This is a genomic window from Gemmatimonadaceae bacterium (assembly GCA_019637355.1).
Classification (GTDB): Bacteria; Gemmatimonadota; Gemmatimonadetes; order Gemmatimonadales; family Gemmatimonadaceae; genus Pseudogemmatithrix.
The window spans coordinates 578,270-596,196 of the sequence record JAHBVT010000001.1 but is presented as its reverse complement, the minus strand read 5'-3'; the positions used below and the strand labels follow the sequence as shown (position 1 = coordinate 596,196).

13 protein-coding genes are annotated in these 17,927 nt (G+C 69.8%); 10 read left to right on the top strand and 3 right to left on the bottom strand.

Annotation, left to right across the window (positions count from 1 at the left end):
• Positions 1–132: 132 nt before the first annotated feature.
• The 5 genes from KF689_02645 (at position 133) to KF689_02625 (ending at position 8,218) form a co-directional block, all read left to right on the top strand.
• Positions 133–681: a hypothetical protein gene (locus KF689_02645; GenBank protein MBX3132273.1), complete on the top strand. Its 549-nt coding sequence runs from the start codon at positions 133–135 to the stop codon at positions 679–681.
• A gap of 75 nt (positions 682–756) precedes the next feature.
• Positions 757–4,146, top strand: a complete 3,390-nt coding sequence (locus KF689_02640) for a caspase family protein (protein MBX3132272.1) — start codon at positions 757–759, stop codon at positions 4,144–4,146.
• Positions 4,147–4,177: 31 nt separating this feature from the next.
• Positions 4,178–5,407, top strand: coding sequence for a PPC domain-containing protein (locus KF689_02635; GenBank protein ID MBX3132271.1), 1,230 nt, complete (start codon positions 4,178–4,180; stop codon positions 5,405–5,407).
• A gap of 91 nt (positions 5,408–5,498) precedes the next feature.
• Positions 5,499–6,173, top strand: coding sequence for a DUF305 domain-containing protein (locus tag KF689_02630; protein MBX3132270.1), 675 nt, complete (start codon positions 5,499–5,501; stop codon positions 6,171–6,173).
• A 44-nt stretch (positions 6,174–6,217) separates the two neighbouring features.
• Positions 6,218–8,218: a hypothetical protein gene (locus tag KF689_02625; GenBank protein ID MBX3132269.1), complete on the top strand. Its 2,001-nt coding sequence runs from the start codon at positions 6,218–6,220 to the stop codon at positions 8,216–8,218.
• Positions 8,219–8,288: 70 nt separating this feature from the next.
• On the opposite strand, the gene KF689_02620 is transcribed toward KF689_02625, so the two are convergent.
• Positions 8,289–9,065 (bottom strand): ZIP family metal transporter, encoded by a 777-nt coding sequence (locus KF689_02620; protein MBX3132268.1) that lies wholly within the window; start codon positions 9,063–9,065, stop codon positions 8,289–8,291.
• 141 nt (positions 9,066–9,206) lie between these two features.
• On the opposite strand from KF689_02620, the gene KF689_02615 reads away from it, so the two are divergent.
• A complete protein-coding gene (locus tag KF689_02615) occupies positions 9,207–11,648 on the top strand; it encodes an ABC transporter permease (protein ID MBX3132267.1) in 2,442 nt (813 codons plus the stop codon).
• A gap of 16 nt (positions 11,649–11,664) precedes the next feature.
• Positions 11,665–13,029: an AarF/ABC1/UbiB kinase family protein gene (locus KF689_02610; protein ID MBX3132266.1), complete on the top strand. Its 1,365-nt coding sequence runs from the start codon at positions 11,665–11,667 to the stop codon at positions 13,027–13,029.
• Between the two features lie 22 nt (positions 13,030–13,051).
• On the opposite strand, the gene KF689_02605 is transcribed toward KF689_02610, so the two are convergent.
• Both KF689_02605 and KF689_02600 read right to left on the bottom strand, forming a co-directional pair.
• Entirely contained in the window at positions 13,052–13,945 is an 894-nt protein-coding gene (locus KF689_02605; GenBank protein ID MBX3132265.1) for a hypothetical protein, read from the bottom strand.
• A gap of 106 nt (positions 13,946–14,051) precedes the next feature.
• A complete protein-coding gene (locus tag KF689_02600; protein MBX3132264.1) occupies positions 14,052–15,185 on the bottom strand; it encodes an alanine racemase in 1,134 nt (377 codons plus the stop codon).
• Positions 15,186–15,321: 136 nt separating this feature from the next.
• On the opposite strand from KF689_02600, the gene KF689_02595 reads away from it, so the two are divergent.
• The 3 genes from KF689_02595 to KF689_02585 are packed head-to-tail and all read left to right on the top strand — an operon-like array spanning position 15,322 to position 17,853.
• Positions 15,322–15,588, top strand: coding sequence for a ferrous iron transport protein A (locus KF689_02595; protein ID MBX3132263.1), 267 nt, complete (start codon positions 15,322–15,324; stop codon positions 15,586–15,588).
• A gap of 1 nt (position 15,589) precedes the next feature.
• Positions 15,590–17,731: a ferrous iron transport protein B gene (feoB, locus tag KF689_02590; GenBank protein ID MBX3132262.1), complete on the top strand. Its 2,142-nt coding sequence runs from the start codon at positions 15,590–15,592 to the stop codon at positions 17,729–17,731.
• Positions 17,728–17,853, top strand: a complete 126-nt coding sequence (locus KF689_02585; protein MBX3132261.1) for a FeoB-associated Cys-rich membrane protein — start codon at positions 17,728–17,730, stop codon at positions 17,851–17,853. The genes feoB and KF689_02585 overlap by 4 nt, the downstream gene beginning before the upstream one ends.
• The last annotated feature ends 74 nt before the right edge of the window (positions 17,854–17,927 follow it).

Below are 17,927 nucleotides of genomic sequence, written 5' to 3'. Positions count from 1 at the left end.
GCGCGCCATCGCCGGAACCGATGGAACACATAGAAGAAGCGACGAATACCATCGTCGCGCAATCCGGTCCCGTCACAGCGATTGCAGACGGTGACACACGATGGTTGCGTCGCCGCCCACGCCCTATGCACTATGCGCGCTAGTGACTCGTCCTTCTCGTTTCCGCTGGAGCCCTTCCATATGATGCCGGTCCGTCCCCGTCGAGCTGTCCGTCACGCCGCCTGCGCATTCGCTGCCCTCATCACGCTGGCAGTCGCCGCAGCTCCGCTTGCAGGCCAGGGGAAGCCGGCCGGCAAGGCCCGCGATCGGGCGGCCACGGCACGTGGGACCAGCGATCCGGCACAGGATGAGAACATCCGCGCCATCAGCGGTGTCAACATTCGAGGCGAACCGGGCGAGCTGCCGCCGGATTCAAAGTTCAGTTCCGGCAATGCCGCGCGGAACAGCACCGCCTGCAAGGTGCACTACGACAACCGCACCAGCCTCTACATCGCCGTCTACGCCGAAGGCATCTTCCGCGGCGACGTCTCGCCCTGGGGCGATCTCTTCACCTTCGTGGTGGCCGGCCCCACGCGGCTCTACGCGCGTGCCGGCTTCACTGACGGCTCCGTATCCACGTGGGGTCCGCGGCTCGTGGAATGCCCGGCCGGGCGGGACTTCAAGTGGATGCTGCACCAGTAGCGCCGTCCGCCCATTGCCCCCCTCTGCAAGCCGTCGCAGGTTAGTGCGTCGGCCCTTCCCTACCGCCTTCGTCCGATGACCCCGCGCGCCGCGCTCCGCCTCATCCTCGTCCTCGCCCTCGCCGCGGGCCTCGATGCCGTCCCCGTCGCCGCCCAGGACCCGGGCACCCGCGGCGTCATCCCGCAACGCAGCACCCAGCAGCGCGTTACCGGGAAGCGACGCGCCCTCATCGTCGGGGTGGACCAGTACCAGGACCGGCGCATACCGCAGCTGCGCTACGCCTCCGTCGACGCGATGGCCTTCGTCGGCTGGCTCCGCTCGCCCGCCTCGGCCGCCAACGTGGACACGATGGTCATCCTGCTCAATCAGGATGCCACGCGCGAGAAGTTTCTCGACACCTACCGATCGCTCGTCGAGGCCACGCAGGAGAACGACGAGCTCATCGTGTACTTCGCCGGCCACGGTGGCGTGCGAGAGGTGCACAACAACGTCGAGGGCTACCTGATGCCCCACGACGCGGACAGCGCCAACATCGCGCGCCGCGGCATCTCGCTCGACGACATCAATAAGGAAGTGAGCTATCTGCCGGGCCAGAGCCCGGTGTTGCTGATCCTCGACGCCTGCCGCTCGGGCACGCTGTTCAATTCCAACCAGCTCAGCCGCGCTGCGCAGACGCTCGGTCCCAACATCCGACGCCTCGTCTCCAGCGAGGGCACGCAGGACTCACAGGAAGGCGACCAGTGGGAAGGGCACGGCGCCTTCACCTACTTCCTGCTCAACGGGCTCTACGGAATGGCCGATGCCAACGGCGACGGCAACGTCACCCTGGCCGAGCTCGGGATGTGGGTGGTGGACCGCGTCTCCACCGAGACCAACCAGGCGCAGGTCCCGCAGGTGCAGCCCTTCGACCACAAGTGGGGCATCACCGGTGTCGTGCCGTCACTCCGCGACTCCGTTGCGCGGCGCGTGGCCTCGCGCAGCAGCGTCGGCGGGGCGCGCCCCACCCGCGGCACCGGCGCGCCGGCTGGCGCGGCACCACCGCCACCGCCGCCGCCAGCCGGCGGACGCCCTCCCGCCGCCGCGCCCAGCTCGGCGGCGCCGGCACCCGGTTCCGCCGCGCCGCGCCCCACCCCCACGCGCCGACGCGGCGGCGAGATTCGCCTCAGCGAGACCATCACCGGTGCGCTCACGCTCGGCTCACCGGTCCTCGACGACAGCACGCGCTTCGACGCCTGGACCTTCCGCGGCACCCAAGGCCAGCGCGTCTCCATCACGATGCGCTCGTCGGCCTTCGACCCGTATCTGATCCTCACCCGCGCCGTCGACGGCCGCCAGCAGTCCGTGCGCCAGGATGACGACGGCGGCGGTGGCACCGATGCACGCATCAGCATCGAGCTTCCGGCCGACGGCAACTACACCATCGTCGCCAACGCCGTCCACAAGGCAGCGCTCGGCGACTACACGCTCGCCTTCGAGAGCATCGCGCGCGTGCAGGTCACCTTCGCCGAGGCTGTGCGGATGGCAGATCAGCATCCGCGCCTCGAAATCGGCGGAACCGTGCGCGGCTCGCTCACGGCAGAGAGCGCCCTGCTCACCGACGGATCCTCATTCGACGCCTACAGCTTCGAGGGACGCGCCGGCCAGGTCGTCGAGATCTCGATGGAGTCCACGGACTTCGACGCCTTCCTCGCCCTCGGTATGGCCGGCAGTGATTCCGTCGTCGCGCGCGATGACGACTCCGGCGCCAACAGCGACGCGCTGATCGTCGCGCGGCTGCCGCGCACCGGACGCTACGTCATCCTCGCCAACTCCTATGGTCGCGATGCAAGCGGATCCTACACGCTCGGCATCCGCACCGGGCTCCCGACCGTCGCCACCGCGAACGTCATCGGCCGCGCGCCGACCGATCGCCGCATCCGCATCGGCCAGTCGGTCGAGGGCAACCTCGCCGAGGCCACCGAGGCGATGGAAGACGCCTCGCCGTTCCAGGTGTGGTACTTCGAGGGCCGCGCCGGCCAGCGCGTGACCCTCAACCTGCGATCGGCGGAGTTCGACACCTACCTACACGTCGCCCAGGTGGGTGGCAAGCAGGTGCTCGCCACCGACGACGACTCCGGCGGCGGCACCAATGCGCGCATCACGCTCGCGCTCCCGGCCAACGGGATGTACGCCGTCGTCGCCAACGCGCTGCGGCCCAACGGACGCGGACGCTACACGCTCGAGATGCGCGACGGCAGCAGCATCGACTGGACCGCGATGACCGATCGCGACGTGCTCGCGGTGGCCGATTCGTTCCCCGCCCTCGCGGCCGGACAGCCCGTGCGTGGCACGCTCAGTGCGCGTAGCCCCGTGCGCACCGACAACACCCCCTTCAACGGCTACGTGCTCCAGGGCCGCGCCGGTGAGACCGTCCAGATTGATATGGAAGCCAGCGGCTTCGACGCCTACCTCAGCATCGGCATCGCCGGAACGGACAGCATCATCGGCAACGATGACGATGGCGGCGGCGGCACCAACGCCCGCCTCACCGTCACCTTCCCGCGCACCGGGCGCTACGTCGTGATGGCAAACGCCATCGGCAAGGACGCCCGCGGCGACTACACGCTGCGGGTCGGGGCCGGCCGCGCCCACGTCGAGATCGCCGAAGTGCTCGCCGCGCGCCCCGCCGCGCCGCAGATGCTGCGAATCGGCCAGACGGCCCGCGGACGGCTCGCCGAGTCGGACCCCGTGCTGCGCGACCGCACGGCCTTCGGGACCTGGTTCTACGAAGGACGCGCCGGCGAGCAGGTCACCATCACGATGAAGTCCGCCGACTTCGACGCCTTCCTGCACCTCGGCGTGCAGGGCGGCACGGCCACCCTGGCCACCGACGACGATGGCGCCGGCGGCACGGACGCGCGCATCACGCAGATCCTGCCGCGCGACGGCGTCTACGTGATCATCGCGAATATGCTGCGGCCCGGCAGCACGGGCGCCTACACGCTTGAGGTCACCAGCGGAGGTGCGCCGAGCGGCGGTGCTGCGAGCGGCGGGGGCGTCGCGGCAGCAACTCGCAGCGCGATGTCCAACGCCGCCGTGCTCGCGATGCCTGTCGATCCGGCCCGCCGAATCACCGTCGGTACGCCCGTCACCGGCAGCCTCGGCGCCGACTCGTGCACGCTCACCGACGACTCGCCTTTCGATGCCTGGTATCTCGAAGGGCGCGCCGGCGAGCGCGTGGTCATCACGCTGCGCTCGTCTGACTTCGACGCCTACGTGCACATCGGGCGGCACGGCGAACAGCGCCTCCTCGCCAACGACGACGACTCCGGCGGCAACACCGATTCCCAGCTCAGCTTCACGTTCCCGGCCAATGGGACGTACGTGATCCTCGCCAACACCTTCGCCGCCGGCGCCAGCGGGCGGTATCGCCTCGAAGTCAGCTGGGCCAGCGGCAGTGACGATGCCGCGGCCGGCACCAAGTAGTGCACCCCTCTCTCTCGCCAACAGGTCTCCTATGCGCTCTACCCGCTCGATCGCCACGCTGGCCCTCCTCGCGTCCGCGCTAGGCACCCCGCTCGCCCTTGCCGCGCAAGATTCCTGGAGCGCGCCCGTCAACCGCGATCGGATGATCCGCGTCGGCGACAGCAAGACCGCCGCCCTCGCCGCCAGCGACCCGACGCTCGATGACGGCTCGCACTACCACCTCTGGTACATCGAAGGTCGCCAAGGCGAGACCGCCATCATCACACTGCGCTCCTCCAACTTCGATGCCTATCTCGCGGTGGGCCGCCACGGCGGCGACCAGCTCGAGAGCAACGACGATGGCGCCGGCGGTTCGGACGCACGCATTCGCATCACCTGGCCGTCCAACGGCACCTACGTGATCCGCGCGAACTCCTTCGCCGAGGCCGAGACGGGCGAGTACACGCTGGCCGTTGCATCCCCGGCCCAGGGGCAAGGAATGTCCGTCGCCGACGTGCTCGCGCAGCCGGTCAACGCGCAACGTCGCCTCAGCGTCGGACGCACCGTGACCGCGGCGCTCGCCGCCGACGACCAGACCCTCGAGGACGGCGCGCACGTGCAGGCCTGGTATCTCGACCTCACCGCCGGCCAGCGCGTCACCGTCACGCAGCGCTCAGAGGACTTCGACAGCTTCCTGCGGATCGGGCTGCTCGGCGGCGACGATGCCCTCGATTCCAACGATGACTACAACGATGACGACCTCGACTCGCGCATCAGCTTCACGGCCGAGCGTGCGGGCACCTACGTCATCCTGGTGAGCTCGTTCGAAGGCGGCGAGACCGGCGAGTACTCGCTCGAGGTCAGCGCAGACGGCAGCGGTGGCGGGTCGGCGGCCGAGGTGCTCGGCGGCGGCGCGACGGCCAGCGGCGACGCACGGGCCACCCGCGACATCGCCTTCGGACAGACCGTCTCCGGCACCTTGCAGGAGGGCGATCGCGTGCTCGAGGACGACGGCACCTTTTACGACGCCTACACGTTCGAGGGCCGCGCCGGTGAGCGCATCATCATCACGATGCGCTCCTCCGACTTCGATGCCTACCTCAGCCTCCGGACCGCCGACGGCGCGCTCATCGAGAGCAACGACGACATCCCTGGCGCCGACACCACCGACGCGCAGATCGCGTTCACGCTGGAGCGGGCCGGCCGGTACAGCATCTACGCCAACTCGCTGAGCGAAGGCGAAACCGGACGCTACACGCTCACTCTGGAGCGCGCGGGCTGACCCACGACGCTGAAACCGACCGCCGCCGTCCGAGGTAGATTGGGAGCAACCCCGACCGCGTCTCGGGTGTCCAATCATTAGTATCCTCGGAATGCGATCTCTCCCCATCCTGTTGCTTCTGGCCGCCTCATTGGCGGCCTGTGCCCCCCGCGGCGGAGCCGGCGGCGCCCCCCAGGTCCGGTCCCTCGAGGACCAGATCCGAGCCGACTCCATCCGCCTGCCATACACCGAGGCCGACCTGCGCTTTATGACCGATATGATCGGCCATCACGCGCAGGCCATTCTCATCTCGCGGTGGGTGCCGACACACACCAGCGACCCCGAGCTGGCGACGCTGGCGGCGCGCATTATCAACGCCCAGACCGACGACATCACGCTGATGCAGCGCTGGCTGGCCGACCGCAGCCGCCCGTTCCCGCGTGTCAGCCGCGAGGGTGTCCTCACGCCGCCGCCCGCTGCCACCGCCGACGAACGCGCCGGCCACGGGATGCACCACGACCACGGCACGATGGCCGGGATGCTCTCCGAGGCCCAGTTGGCAGAGCTCGATGCCGCCCGCGGCGAGGCCTTCAACCTGCTCTTCCTCCAACGGATGATCTCGCACCACCGCGGCGCCGTGACGATGGTCCAGCAACTCATCCGCGATGGCGGTGCCATCGACGAGACCGTCTTCCGCTTTGCCGCCGACGTCGAGGTGGACCAGTCCACCGAGATCCGCCGGATGCTCCAGATGCTGCTCGAACGCGGCGGCGTGCCGCCGGAATGACCGTTGTTGTCCCCTAGCTCGACCACATTCAGCAGAGGGTTCCAATGAAGCATTCGTTCACCCGACTCGCGCTTGCCGTCGCGACGCTCGTCGTTGCTGCCTGCAGCCAGCGCAGCGTCGAGACCACGCCGACGGCCCAGCAGATGCGCGGCCCCACCGGCGAGGCCTTCCGCAATGACCGCCGCGTCGGCCTCGCCGCCGGCCTCTTCGATGCCGGCGTCGCCACGAGCAATATGCGCATCGTCGGCACGGCCCGGTCGCCCGAGGGCTTCCTCGGCATCACCAACTCCGACCTCGCCTTCACCGGCAACTACGCCATCCAAGGCAACTACAACGGTCCGGTGATCTGGGACATCTCCAACCCGGCCAACCCCACCGTCGTCGCCGCCGTCACCTGCCCCGCCTCGCAGAACGACGTCTCGGTCTACGGCAACCTGCTCTTCCTCTCGGCCGAGGCCTTCAACGGCCGCACCGACTGCGGCACGCAGGCGCCCACCGGCCAGTCCAACCCACTGCGCTTCCGCGGCGTGCGCGTCTTCGACATCAGCAACATCCGTGAGCCCCGCCTTGTCGCCGGCGTGCAGACCTGCCGCGGCTCGCACACGCACACCGTCGTCGAGAACCCGCGCGACCGCGAGAACATCTACATCTACGTCTCCGGCTCCGCACCCGTGCGGCAGAACTCCGAACTCGAGGGCTGCATCAACGAGACGCCGGACAAGAATCCGCGCTCGTCCCTGATGAAGATCGAGATCATCAAGGTCCCGCTGACCAACCCGGCCGCCGCGGCCATCGTCAACCGGGCCGACATCTTCACCGGCCTCAGCCAGCCGCACGAGCACGGACCCACCGCCGCGGAGCGGACCGTCGCTCTCAGCCGTGCGGATTCCGCACGCGCCGCCGGCGCCTTCGTCGTCAATAACTCCCAGACCGGCCTGCCGCTCGTCCTCGGCGCCGGCTTCATCCGCGCGCAGCTCGACTCCGTGGTCCGTGCCCGCGGCGGCTCCGGTGCCCCGACGGGCGCCGACTCCGCCGCACTGCGTGCCGGCATCCAAGGCGTGGTCGATCGCCTCATCGGCGGCGGCGCCCAGCCCGGTGGCCCGGTCTCGCCCACCTCGCAGTGCCACGACATCACCGTCTACCCGGCCCTCGGCCTCGCCGGCGGCGCCTGCGAAGGCCACGGCCTGCTGCTCGACATCAGCGATCCGGTGAACCCGGTGCGCATCGACGCCGTCGCCGACTCCAACTTCGCGTACTGGCACTCCGCCACATTCAGCAATGACGGCAGCAAGATCCTCTTCTCGGACGAGTGGGGCGGCGGCGGCGCGCCGAAGTGCCGCGCCACCGACAACTACGAGTGGGGCGCCAACGCCATCTTCCGCATCGAGAACCGCAAGATGGTGTTCGAGAGCTACTTCAAGATCCCGACCATCCAGACCGACCAGGAGAACTGCGTCGCGCACAACGGTTCGCTCGTGCCGGTGCCCGGCCGCGACATTATGGTGCAGTCCTGGTACCAGGGTGGCGTCTCCGTCTTCGACTGGACGGACGCGCGCAACCCGTACGAGATCGCGTTCTTTGACCGCGGTCCGGTGAACGCCAACCGGATGGAGATGGGCGGCGCCTGGTCCACCTACTGGTACAACGGCGTCATCGTCTCGTCCGAGATCGCCCGCGGCATCGACATTGCCGAGCTCACGCCGAGCCAGCACCTGACGCAGAACGAGATCGACGCGGCCAAGACGGTCCGCTTCGCCGAGTTCAACGCACAGGGTCAGCCGCGCCTCTCCTGGCCGCCGAGCTTCGCGCTGGCCAAGGCGTATCTCGACCAGGCCGAGCGCAACGGCTGCCTCACCGCCTCGCGCGTCACCGATATCCGGAACGCCATCAGCAACGCCGAGCGCGCCACAGGCAGCGAGCGGCAGCAGGCGCTGCAGCGCGTCGCCGGTACGCTCGATACCGAGGCCCGCAACGCCTGCGACCGCAACAAGATCCGCGACCTGCAGCAAGCACTGCAGAACCTCGCGCAGGTGACGATCTCGTAATCCGCACTCCGGCAGGCCGCGACGCCCCCGGCACCGTCAGGTGCCGGGGGCGTCGTCGTTTCGGATCCGCTTAGTGCCCGCCGCCCAGTAGCGTCGCGGCGGCCGAGAGGGCGAAGCCGGCGGCGCAGGCCATCACCTGCTGCCGCGGCAAGTCCCAGGTGCGCTGCGCCTTCAGCTGCGACGCCATCACGGCCCCGCCCACGAACAGGAACGACCCCGCCGCCACCGGCACCACCACCTCGGCCGCGTGCGCCGTCTCCTCACCCAGCCACAGCGTCAGCGCCGCGCCGACGAAGGCCAACAGACCGCTCAGCGCCGTGAACGCCACTGCCCGCCGCGGGCGCGTGCCGTAGTGCACGAATACGCCGAAGGTACCCACCTCGCGCGGCAGTTCGTGCGCCAGCATCGCCATCGCCGTCGCCACACCCGGCCCCGTGCCCGCGAGAAAGGCCGCCGCGATCAGCGCGCCGTCCACGAAGTTGTGCACCGCATCCGCACCGAAGCTCACCGCCACCATCGACGGGTCGTCGAAGGCGCTGAGCGACGCGTCTTGGGGCGGCGCCTCGTGCGCCGTGTGCTGGAAGCGGTGCAGCCAGCGCTCCACCGCGTACGACCCCACCAGGCCGGCCGCAACGCTCAGCGCCACGAAGCCCACCGCTGGATGCCGTTCGTAGGCCTCGGGCAGCAGGTGGAACACCGCCGCACCAATCAGCGCCCCCGCTCCGAAGCTCACGAGCACCGGCAACACGCGGCCCAAGCCCCGGCCCGAACCGGCCAGTAGCGCAATCACCGCGAGCGGCACGCCGGTCACCGCGAGCAGGCTCAGGAAGGTCGGGATCCAAGGCATCGTGAGGGGAACTTACCGACGGCGTAAAGGGGGCGCAGGGCGCGCGACGGGGCAAGAGACCGCCACGGGCAACAATCCGGGGACTGATGGAGTAGTTTCTTCGTAGCCGAAAGAACTCGCCCGCTCCCCCCGAGCTTCCCGATGCGCCTCGACCTCCGCTACGTCCTCCGCAGCCTCGCCAACGCCCGCGGCTTCGCCATCGCCGTCATCCTCACGCTCGGCCTCGGCATCGGCGCCAACACCGCCATCTTCTCCGTCGTGCGCGGCGTGCTGCTCAAGCCCCTGCCCCACCGCGACGGCGACCAGCTCGTCTACCTCCGCCACACCATCGCCGCCACCGGCGACGCCATCGCCTTCTCCGTACCGGAGATCAACGACTTCCGCCGCGACGCGAGCACGCTCGGGCAGATCGCCGAGTACTCGCCGCTCACGCTGAACTTCGTGGACGAGGACCGCGCCTCGCAGATCGACGTCGGCCTCGTCACCGGCAACTACCTCAGCGTGATGGGCCTCGCCCCCGTGATGGGACGGCCCTTCAACGCCGACGACGACGGCGCCGGCGCCGCGCCGGTCGTTATGCTCACGCACCAGTACTGGCAGACGTACTTCGGCGGCGCCGGAGACGTCGTGGGACGCACCCTGCGCATCGGCGGGCGCAACGTCGAGGTCATCGGCGTGCTGCAGTCGGCGCCGTTCTTCCCGGGACGCTTCGACGCCCTGATGAATATGAGCATCAGCGAGCACCACGTGAGCGCGCTGATGCAGGACGGCCGCACGCACCGGATGACCGAGGTCATCGCCCGCCTCTCGCCCGACGCCACGGTCGACCAAGCGCGGCAGGAAGTCGTCCTGGTCACCTCGCGCGCGCACGAGCAGTTCCCGGAGATGTACGACAAGGCCTCCGGCTACTCGGTCAGCGTCACGCCCTTCAAGGAAGTCCTGGCCGCCGATGCCCGCCTCACGCTGATCCTGCTGCTCGGCGTCGCCGCCTTCGTGCTCATCATCGCCTGCGCCAACGTCGCCAACCTCGCGCTGATGCGCGGCGTGCGCCGCGAGCACGAACTCACCCTGCGCGCCGCCCTCGGTGCCGGCAGCGAGCGCATCCGCCGCCTGCTCATCGCCGAGAACCTCGTGCTCGCGCTCGGAGGCGCCGCCCTCGGCATCGCCATCGCCTACGCTGGCGTCGGGATGCTCTCGGCCATCGCCGCCCGCGTCAGCCCCCGCGCCGACGAGATCGCGGTGGACGGCTGGGTGCTGCTCTTCACGCTCGGCCTCGCCGTGCTCGTCGCGCTCTTCCTCTCCTTCGTACCCAGCATCGGCGACGAGAACGCGCTGGCGCAGGGCCTGCAGGCCGGCACCGCCAAGTCCAGCGGCGGCCGCCGCCGTCGCCGCCTCCAGCAGGTCCTGGTCGTCACACAGGTCGCGGTCAGCGTCATCCTGCTCACCGGCACCGGCCTGCTCGTGCGCTCGATGCAGCGCCTCGCCGCCGTCGATCCGGGCCTCGACACGCACAACGTGCTGACGATGGAGGTCCCCTTCGACTTCACCGCCGACGATCCGGTCATCACCCGGCAGCGTCACGCGCAGATGGTGACCGAGCTCGACGCGCTGCCGCAGGTGGAGGTGGTCGGGATGGGCAGCACCACGCCGCTGCGACGCGCGGGGTTCCAGCTCGAGCTGAAGGTGGAGGGCCGCCCGCAGAACCCCGGCGAGCCGATTCCCACCGCGGAGTATCGCACCGCCGACCCGACCTACTTCCGCGCCGCGGGCATCAGGATCATCGAAGGGCGCGCGTTGCAGTCCACGGATGCCGCGCAATCGGAGAAGGTGGTCGTCATCAACCAGACGCTCGCGACGCGGCTCTGGCCGGACCAGAGCGCCGTCGGGCGCCGCTTGGCGTGGACGGGAGACGTCCTGCGGTTCATTGGGATGGCGGAGAATGAGTTCCGCACGGTGGTCGGCGTCGTCGCCGACACCAAGGACGGCGGACTCGATGCCGCGCCCATCGGCGCCGTGTTCCTGCCGACCGAGCAGTCCATCTTCCCGGCCGGGACCATCGTCCTGCGCGCCAACGTGGATCCCACCGCACTGGCTCCCGCTGCACGCGAGATCGTGCGGTCCATCGCTCCCGCCCAGCCCATCGAGAACGTCCTGCCGCTCGACGCCATCCGCGACGAGAGCATCGGCCCGCGTCGCCTCAACGCCCTGCTCGTCGGCAGCTTCGGCATCCTCGCCCTCGTCATCGCCACCATCGGCATCGCCGCCGTGCTCGCCTTCTCGGTGCAGGCGCGCACCACCGAGATCGGCATCCGCATCTCCCTCGGCGCCGAGCCGGGTCGCATCCAACGGATGATCCTCGGGGAGGGCGGGGCGCTGCTCGGCATCGGGCTCGCGCTCGGCGTGGCCGGGTCGCTCGCCCTCGCACGGCTCATCCAAGGCCTGCTCTTCGCCGTGCCGCCACACGACCCGGCCACGATGCTCTCGGTGGCCCTGGCCGTCACGCTCGTCGGCCTCGGCGCCTGCTGGTTGCCGGCGCTGCGCGCCAGCCGGATCGACCCGGGCGAGGCACTGCGTGCGGGGTAGCCCGCGTTTGTAGGACGTGCACACACTCCGCATCCTTCTCGCCCTCGGACCGCTGGTCCTCTCTGTGCTCCGGGACCAGCGCCGCTGGTTCTGGTTCGGCGCGCCGATGCCGCGCACGCCGGAGTTCCATCGCCGGCACGCGCAGATGGTGGTCGCGCGCATCGCCGCACTCGGTCCCACGTTCGTAAAGCTCGCGCAGGTCTTCTCCGCCCGCGCCGACCTCATTCCCGAACCGTACCTCGCCACGCTCGGCACGCTCACCGACCAGGTACCGCCGGTGCCGTGGACGGCCATCTCGCGCGAACTCACCGAGGCCTACGGCGCGCCTCCCGACGAGACCTTCGAGCACATCGATCGTGCGCCGCTGGCCGCCGCCTCGCTGGGTCAGGTGCACCGCGCCCGCTGGCGCGGGCAGGACGTGGCGGTGAAGGTGCTGCGGCCCGGGGTGGAGTCCACCGTCGCCCGCGACCTGCGCGCCGCGCGGCGCATCACCGCGTGGGCCGCACGCCGCTGGCCGGTGCCGCACGTGCTCGGCTTCCAGGCGCTGGTCGAGGAGTTCGCCACACGCATCGCCGAGGAGATGGACTTCCGTCTTGAGGCCGAATACGCCACCGAAGTGCGCGCCAACTTCCGCGGCAACCCGCGGGTCCTGGTGCCGGAAGTGATGCACGAGCTCACGCGCCGCCGAGTCATTGTCCTTGAGTACATCGACGGCCGCCGCGTGGATCGCCTCGAGGGCAGGTCGGTGGACGCCCAGCGCCTCGCCGCGCTGGTGATGGAGGTCTACGTGCAGATGATGCTCGTCGACGGTCTCTTCCACGCCGATCCGCACGCCGGCAACCTGCTCGTCACCGACGACGGTCGCCTCGTGCTGCTCGACTTCGGGATGATGGTGCGCGTGCCCAAGGAGCTGCGGCTCTCGCTGATCCGCACCGTCTTCGCCTCCATCCGCCGCGATCCGGTCGCCGTCGCCGAAGGCTTCACCGCGATGGGCCTGGTCACGCCAGGCGCCGACCCTGCCGAGATCCGTCGCCTCGCCGGCATCCTCGTCGAGCTCAGCGTCCGCCGCACCACCACGCAGCAGCGCCTCGAGACGATGCTCGCCGACCGCGTGATGGCCTCGCTGTACGACTTCCCCGTCATCCTGCCGCGGGACCTCGTCTACTTCGCGCGCACCGCGGCGCTCATCGAGGGCATCGGCACGCGCTACGACCCGTACTTCAATGCCATCCAGGTCGGCACGCCGCTGGTGATGCGGATGCGCAGCCGCATCCTGCGCTCACTCGGGCAGCAGGCCGCGCCGAGCGTGGAAGAATTCGCGGCAATCGCGGGATGGGCTGTCGGACGCGCGTGGCGACGCGTGCGCGAGGCGCTCGCCTGAGCTCCGCGCGCAGGGACGCCGACTACCGCGCTCCCTGCCCGCCGAAGTTCCACACGAAGTTGATCACCGGCAGGCAGCACGCCGATTCCACGCCCGTCATCCCGGCGAAGCCAAGATCCGCCGACAACCTGTCCCCGATGAAGCGGAAGCCGCCGCTGAACATTCCCGAGACGCCCGGGTTCACCGCGAGCCAGTTCTCCGTCACCAGCTTCACGCGCCGCGAGATGCGACGTTCGCCGCCGAGCATAAACACCGGCTCGTTGCTTGTGCCCGAGAAGTCGTCGGTGGCGGCGTAGAACCAGCCGGCGCCCAGCGTGATCGCGTTGTCCCGCGAGCCGTAGGTGCCCACGCCGTACAGGATGCCGGCATTCCCCTCGGCGATCTCCTTGGTGAGGAAGAACGACAGCGCCCCCACCGAGAGCGAGAGGTCGCCCGCGTCATAGAGCGTGAACTTCGGCGCAATGTAGAAGATCTCGCCCATCGCGCCCGGGATCACCGGCGTGCCGGCGGCAATCGTAAAGCGCTCTGTCACGCCGTAGCCCACGAAGGGGAAGAACAGCCAATAGCTCGAGACATAGCCCTCGCCCTTGGGCACGGGCCGTCCGGTCGAGCTGAAGAACAGCCGGCTCCCGTTCTCGTCGTCCGGCCACACTTCGCCGCCGGCACGCGCCACGGTCTCGCGCCGCGAGACGATCTGCGCGACCGGCACCTCGACGCGTGCACCCGAGCGCGTAAGCACCACGATAGTCGTTTCGGTTTCGCTCACCACTCGGCCGATGAGCACGGTGCCGTCACGGAGGCGGATCTCGCTGACGCTGTCGGGAGCCACGGCCTGGCCCTGCGCTTCCGCTGCCGAGGGAGCCGCCAGTGCCGCCGTCGCCACCATCAACGCACACGCAAACCATCGCAGACGCATCGGAGTCCTCTGTGTGGAGTTGGTTCTTGGCTGGATTCTACCCGCCCGCGGCCGTGTTGCCTCGCCCGCACCCAGCCGCGCCCTAGGGCTTGGGGACAGCGCCCGCTCAGTCGATCGCGAATCCGTTGAAGCGCGGCCAGCGCTCACCGGTGAGCTGTCCACCCACGATCGTCTCGTAGTGGTCGTACTGCGCCGCCGTCGCACAGGCGTGATTGGGCAGGATGCGCAGCCGCGTGCCCAGCGGCAGCGACGCGACGTCCCAGGCAGCGCCGTCGCGCCGCGCCAGCATCCCGTGCTCTTGGTTGGCCCCGACCATCACCACATCGCCCAGCGGTCGCCCGTCCACATCACACACGAGGCCATAGCCTTGGTCCGTCGCCTGCGCGCTGGTGCCGCGATCGCGCGAGAGCGCCATCCAGCCGCCGTCGGTAATCACCCACCCCTTCGAAGGTTGGTGACCGATCACCGTCACCAGCACCGAAAGCGCGATGTCGTCCACCGCGCAGACGCCGAGCCCGGCCATCACGAGGTCTTGGAACACGTACACGCCCGCGCGCACTTCGGTCACGCCGCTGAGGTCGTCCGTGAAGTGTGCCGTCGGCGTCGAGCCCACGCTCACCACCGGAGCCGCGTGCCCGTGCTCGCGCAGGCGTTCGGCCGCGCGCAGCACCGCGTCGCGCTCTTGCGCCGCCATCGCGCGCTTGGACTCCGCCGTGACGCAGTGATACGACTCGCCCGCGTGCGTCATCACGCCGCGCAGGTCGTTGCCGAGGATGCGCGCGATGTCCATCAGCAGCGGCGCCTCGGGCGCCACGCCGGCGCGGTGCCCGTCGCTGTCAATCTCGATCAGCGCCGGAATCCCGCGGCCCCGTGAATCGCGGTGCGCCACCAGCGCCTGCGCCGCCGCGACTGAATCCAGGATTACCGTGATCGCGGCGCCACGCGACTGCAGTGCGGCGACGTCCGGCAGCTTCTGCGGCGCGATGCCGACGGCGTAGAGGATGTCCGTGAAGCCCGCGTCGAGGCAGGCAGCGGCCTCGCGCAGCGTCGATACCGTGACGGGGGCATCGCCCGGCCCGAGTAGCCGTCGCAGGACCGGTACGCTCTTGGCCGTCTTCACGTGCAGGCGTAGCGGGACGCCCAAGGATCGCAGGTGAGCGTCCAGCCGAGCGTGGTTTCGATCCACGCGGTCGAGGTCGAGCAGCAGCGCCGGGGTTCTGAGATCGTCGAGTGACGGCACGGAGGCAACATAGCGGCCCGGGGAATCCTGACCATTCTGTTCCCCTCTCTTGCGAGCCATAGAAGGGCTCGGTTAGACTCCAATACACCTCGATGAGAACTATTCTCATCTGCGGAACTACCTCCCCGACACGCGAATGCACGGCTCCGAGCGCACGCTTCCTGGTTGCAGCTGCCCGCTCCTCGATTCCGAGGCGGGGCGCCCCGCGACCGTGCTCGCCATTGCCTGCGCCGACGGCGATGCCTGCCGCCTCCGCGCGATGGGGGTCTACGAAGGCGCCACCGTCTCGGTAATCAACCGGCGCCATTGCCTGCTCGTCGACGTCCGCGGCACGCGCCTCGCGCTCGGCACCGATCTCGCCCAGGGCATCACCGTCCAGCCGCACGATCGCGCGGCGTCCTGACGTGGACGCTCCGCCGCGCCCCGCCGCGCCGGGCGCTTCCGACACCCTGCGCGTCGCCCTGATCGGCAATCCCAACACGGGCAAGACCACGCTCTTCAACGCGCTCACCGGGCTGCGGCAGCGCGTCGGAAACTTCGCTGGCGTCACGGTCGAACGCGTCGAAGGCAGCTCCCCGCTCCCTGACGGACGCCGCGCCACCATCCTCGACCTGCCCGGCTCGTACTCGCTCTCCGCCGGGTCGCCGGACGAACAGATTGCCCTCGAGGTCCTCCTCGGCCGCGACGACGCGCACTACCGGCCGCACGTCGTCTGCGTCGTCACCGATGCTTCGCACCTTGAGCGCAATCTCTATCTCGCCTCGCAGGTGCTCGAGCTCGGCCTTCCTGTGGTCATCGCATTGAACCAGTTCGATGTCGCCGAGCGACAGGGCATTCGCATCGATGTCCCCGCGCTGATCCACGAGCTCGGCGTGCCGGTCATCCCCACCGTGGCACATCGCGGCGAGGGCCTCGAGCCGCTGCGCCGCGCGCTGGTGACGGCGGCCGCGCTCCCCGCGCCGATGCGCCGCTTCGACCTGCCGCCCGACGTCGACGTCGTGCTCGCGCCCCTGCAGGGCCTGCTCGAGCGCGGCGGCATCAACTACGCCGCCGCGGGAATGGAAGCCCTGCGCCTGCTCGGTGTCAGCCGCGACGAACCGCATCTGGTGCACGTCCCCGGACTCACCGAGCGTCTTGAGGCGGCGCGCGCCGCACTCAAGGCCGCCGGGTACGTCCCGCACCGCCTCGAATCGGAGCTGCGCTACACCTGGATCGGCGGCGTGCTCTCGCGCTGCGTCGAGCGCGTCGTCCGCACCGGCGATTCGCTCAGCGACCGCATCGACGCCGTGTTGCTGCACCGCATCGGCGGGCCGCTGCTGTTCCTGGCCATTATGGCGATGGTCTTCCAGTCCGTGTTCAGTTGGGCCGCGCCGGTGCAGGATCTCTTCGAGAGTGCCGCGGTCGCGATGGGTGGCTGGGCCGGCGGCCTGCTCCCCGAGGGCGACCTGCGCTCGTTGGTGGAGGACGGCGTCTTCGCCGGCGTCGGCAGCGTGATCGTCTTCCTTCCGCAGATCGCCATCCTCTTCGCCTTCATCGGCCTGCTTGAGCAGACCGGCTATATGGCGCGTGCCGCGTACCTGATGGACCGCGTGATGCGCCGCGTCGGGCTGCACGGCAAGAGCTTCATCCCGATGCTCTCGGGTTACGCCTGCGCCGTGCCCGGCATTATGGCCACGCGCACCATCGACGACCCGAAGGACCGCCTCGCCACCATTATGGTGGTGCCGCTGATGTCCTGCTCGGCGCGCCTGCCGGTGTACACGCTGCTCATCGGCGCCTTCGTGCCCGCCCTGCCGTTGCTCCCCGGCCTCAACCTGCAGGGCGTCACGATGCTCGTGATGTACCTGCTCGGCACGCTCACCGCGCTGGTCATCGCCTTCGCGTTCCGCCGCACGCTGCTCAAGGGGCCCGTGCGCCCGATGCTGCTCGAGCTGCCGTCGTACCGCCTGCCCTCGCCCGGCTCGTTGGCCGTGTCCGTCTGGCAGCGCTGCGCCGTCTTCCTCCGTCGCGCCGGCACGGTCATTTTCGCCCTCAGCATCGTCCTCTGGGCCCTGGCCACGTACCCCAAGGCCCAACTCGACGACACGCTTCCCGAGACCGCGCAGCAGGAGCAGCAGCTCGCCCACTCGGTGCTGGGCCGCTTCGGCCACGCCGTGGAGCCCGTCGTCGCACCGCTCGGCTACGATTGGAAGATCGGCGTCAGCATCGTCGCCAGCTTCGCCGCGCGTGAGGTGTTCGTCTCGACGATGGGCACCATCTACGGCGTCGGCGGCGAGGACGAGGCCGCGCTCAGCGAGCGCCTGCGCGCGCAGGTGAAGCCGGACGGCACGCCGCTGTACACGCCGCTCATCGCCGTCGGGTTGATGGTCTTCTATGTGTATGCGCTGATGTGCATCAGCACCGTCGCCGTCACCGTGCGCGAGTCCGGCGGCGGCAAGACCGGACGCCGCTGGGCGGCGATCCAGTTCGGCTATATGCTCGTGCTCGCCTACGTGATGGCGTGGCTGGTGATCGTGGTCGGCCGCGCGATGGGCTTCGCCGGATGAGCGCGGACACGCTGGTTGTCGCGGCGATCGTCATCGGTGCCGTCGCGTACCTCGTGCGGCACTTCGTGCGCGCGCGGCGGGCCGCCAAGAGTGGCCCCGACTGCGACAACTGCGGGCACTGAGGGCGTCGGCGGGATCCCCGGGCCGCTGAGCCCGTGGCCATTGAACTTCGCTGACCCCGCGCGTGTCTTTAGCG

Coding starts and splice junctions, on each gene's coding strand:
- KF689_02630 (MBX3132270.1), top strand. CDS start 5,499: ATGCGATCTCTCCCCATCCTGTTGCTTCTGGCCGCCTCATTGGCGGCC.
- KF689_02640 (MBX3132272.1), top strand. CDS start 757: ATGACCCCGCGCGCCGCGCTCCGCCTCATCCTCGTCCTCGCCCTCGCC.
- KF689_02645 (MBX3132273.1), top strand. CDS start 133: ATGCGCGCTAGTGACTCGTCCTTCTCGTTTCCGCTGGAGCCCTTCCAT.
- KF689_02625 (MBX3132269.1), top strand. CDS start 6,218: ATGAAGCATTCGTTCACCCGACTCGCGCTTGCCGTCGCGACGCTCGTC.
- KF689_02635 (MBX3132271.1), top strand. CDS start 4,178: ATGCGCTCTACCCGCTCGATCGCCACGCTGGCCCTCCTCGCGTCCGCG.
- KF689_02585 (MBX3132261.1), top strand. CDS start 17,728: ATGAGCGCGGACACGCTGGTTGTCGCGGCGATCGTCATCGGTGCCGTC.
- KF689_02620 (MBX3132268.1), bottom strand. CDS start 9,065: ATGCCTTGGATCCCGACCTTCCTGAGCCTGCTCGCGGTGACCGGCGTG.
- KF689_02615 (MBX3132267.1), top strand. CDS start 9,207: ATGCGCCTCGACCTCCGCTACGTCCTCCGCAGCCTCGCCAACGCCCGC.
- KF689_02605 (MBX3132265.1), bottom strand. CDS start 13,945: ATGCGTCTGCGATGGTTTGCGTGTGCGTTGATGGTGGCGACGGCGGCA.
- KF689_02595 (MBX3132263.1), top strand. CDS start 15,322: ATGCACGGCTCCGAGCGCACGCTTCCTGGTTGCAGCTGCCCGCTCCTC.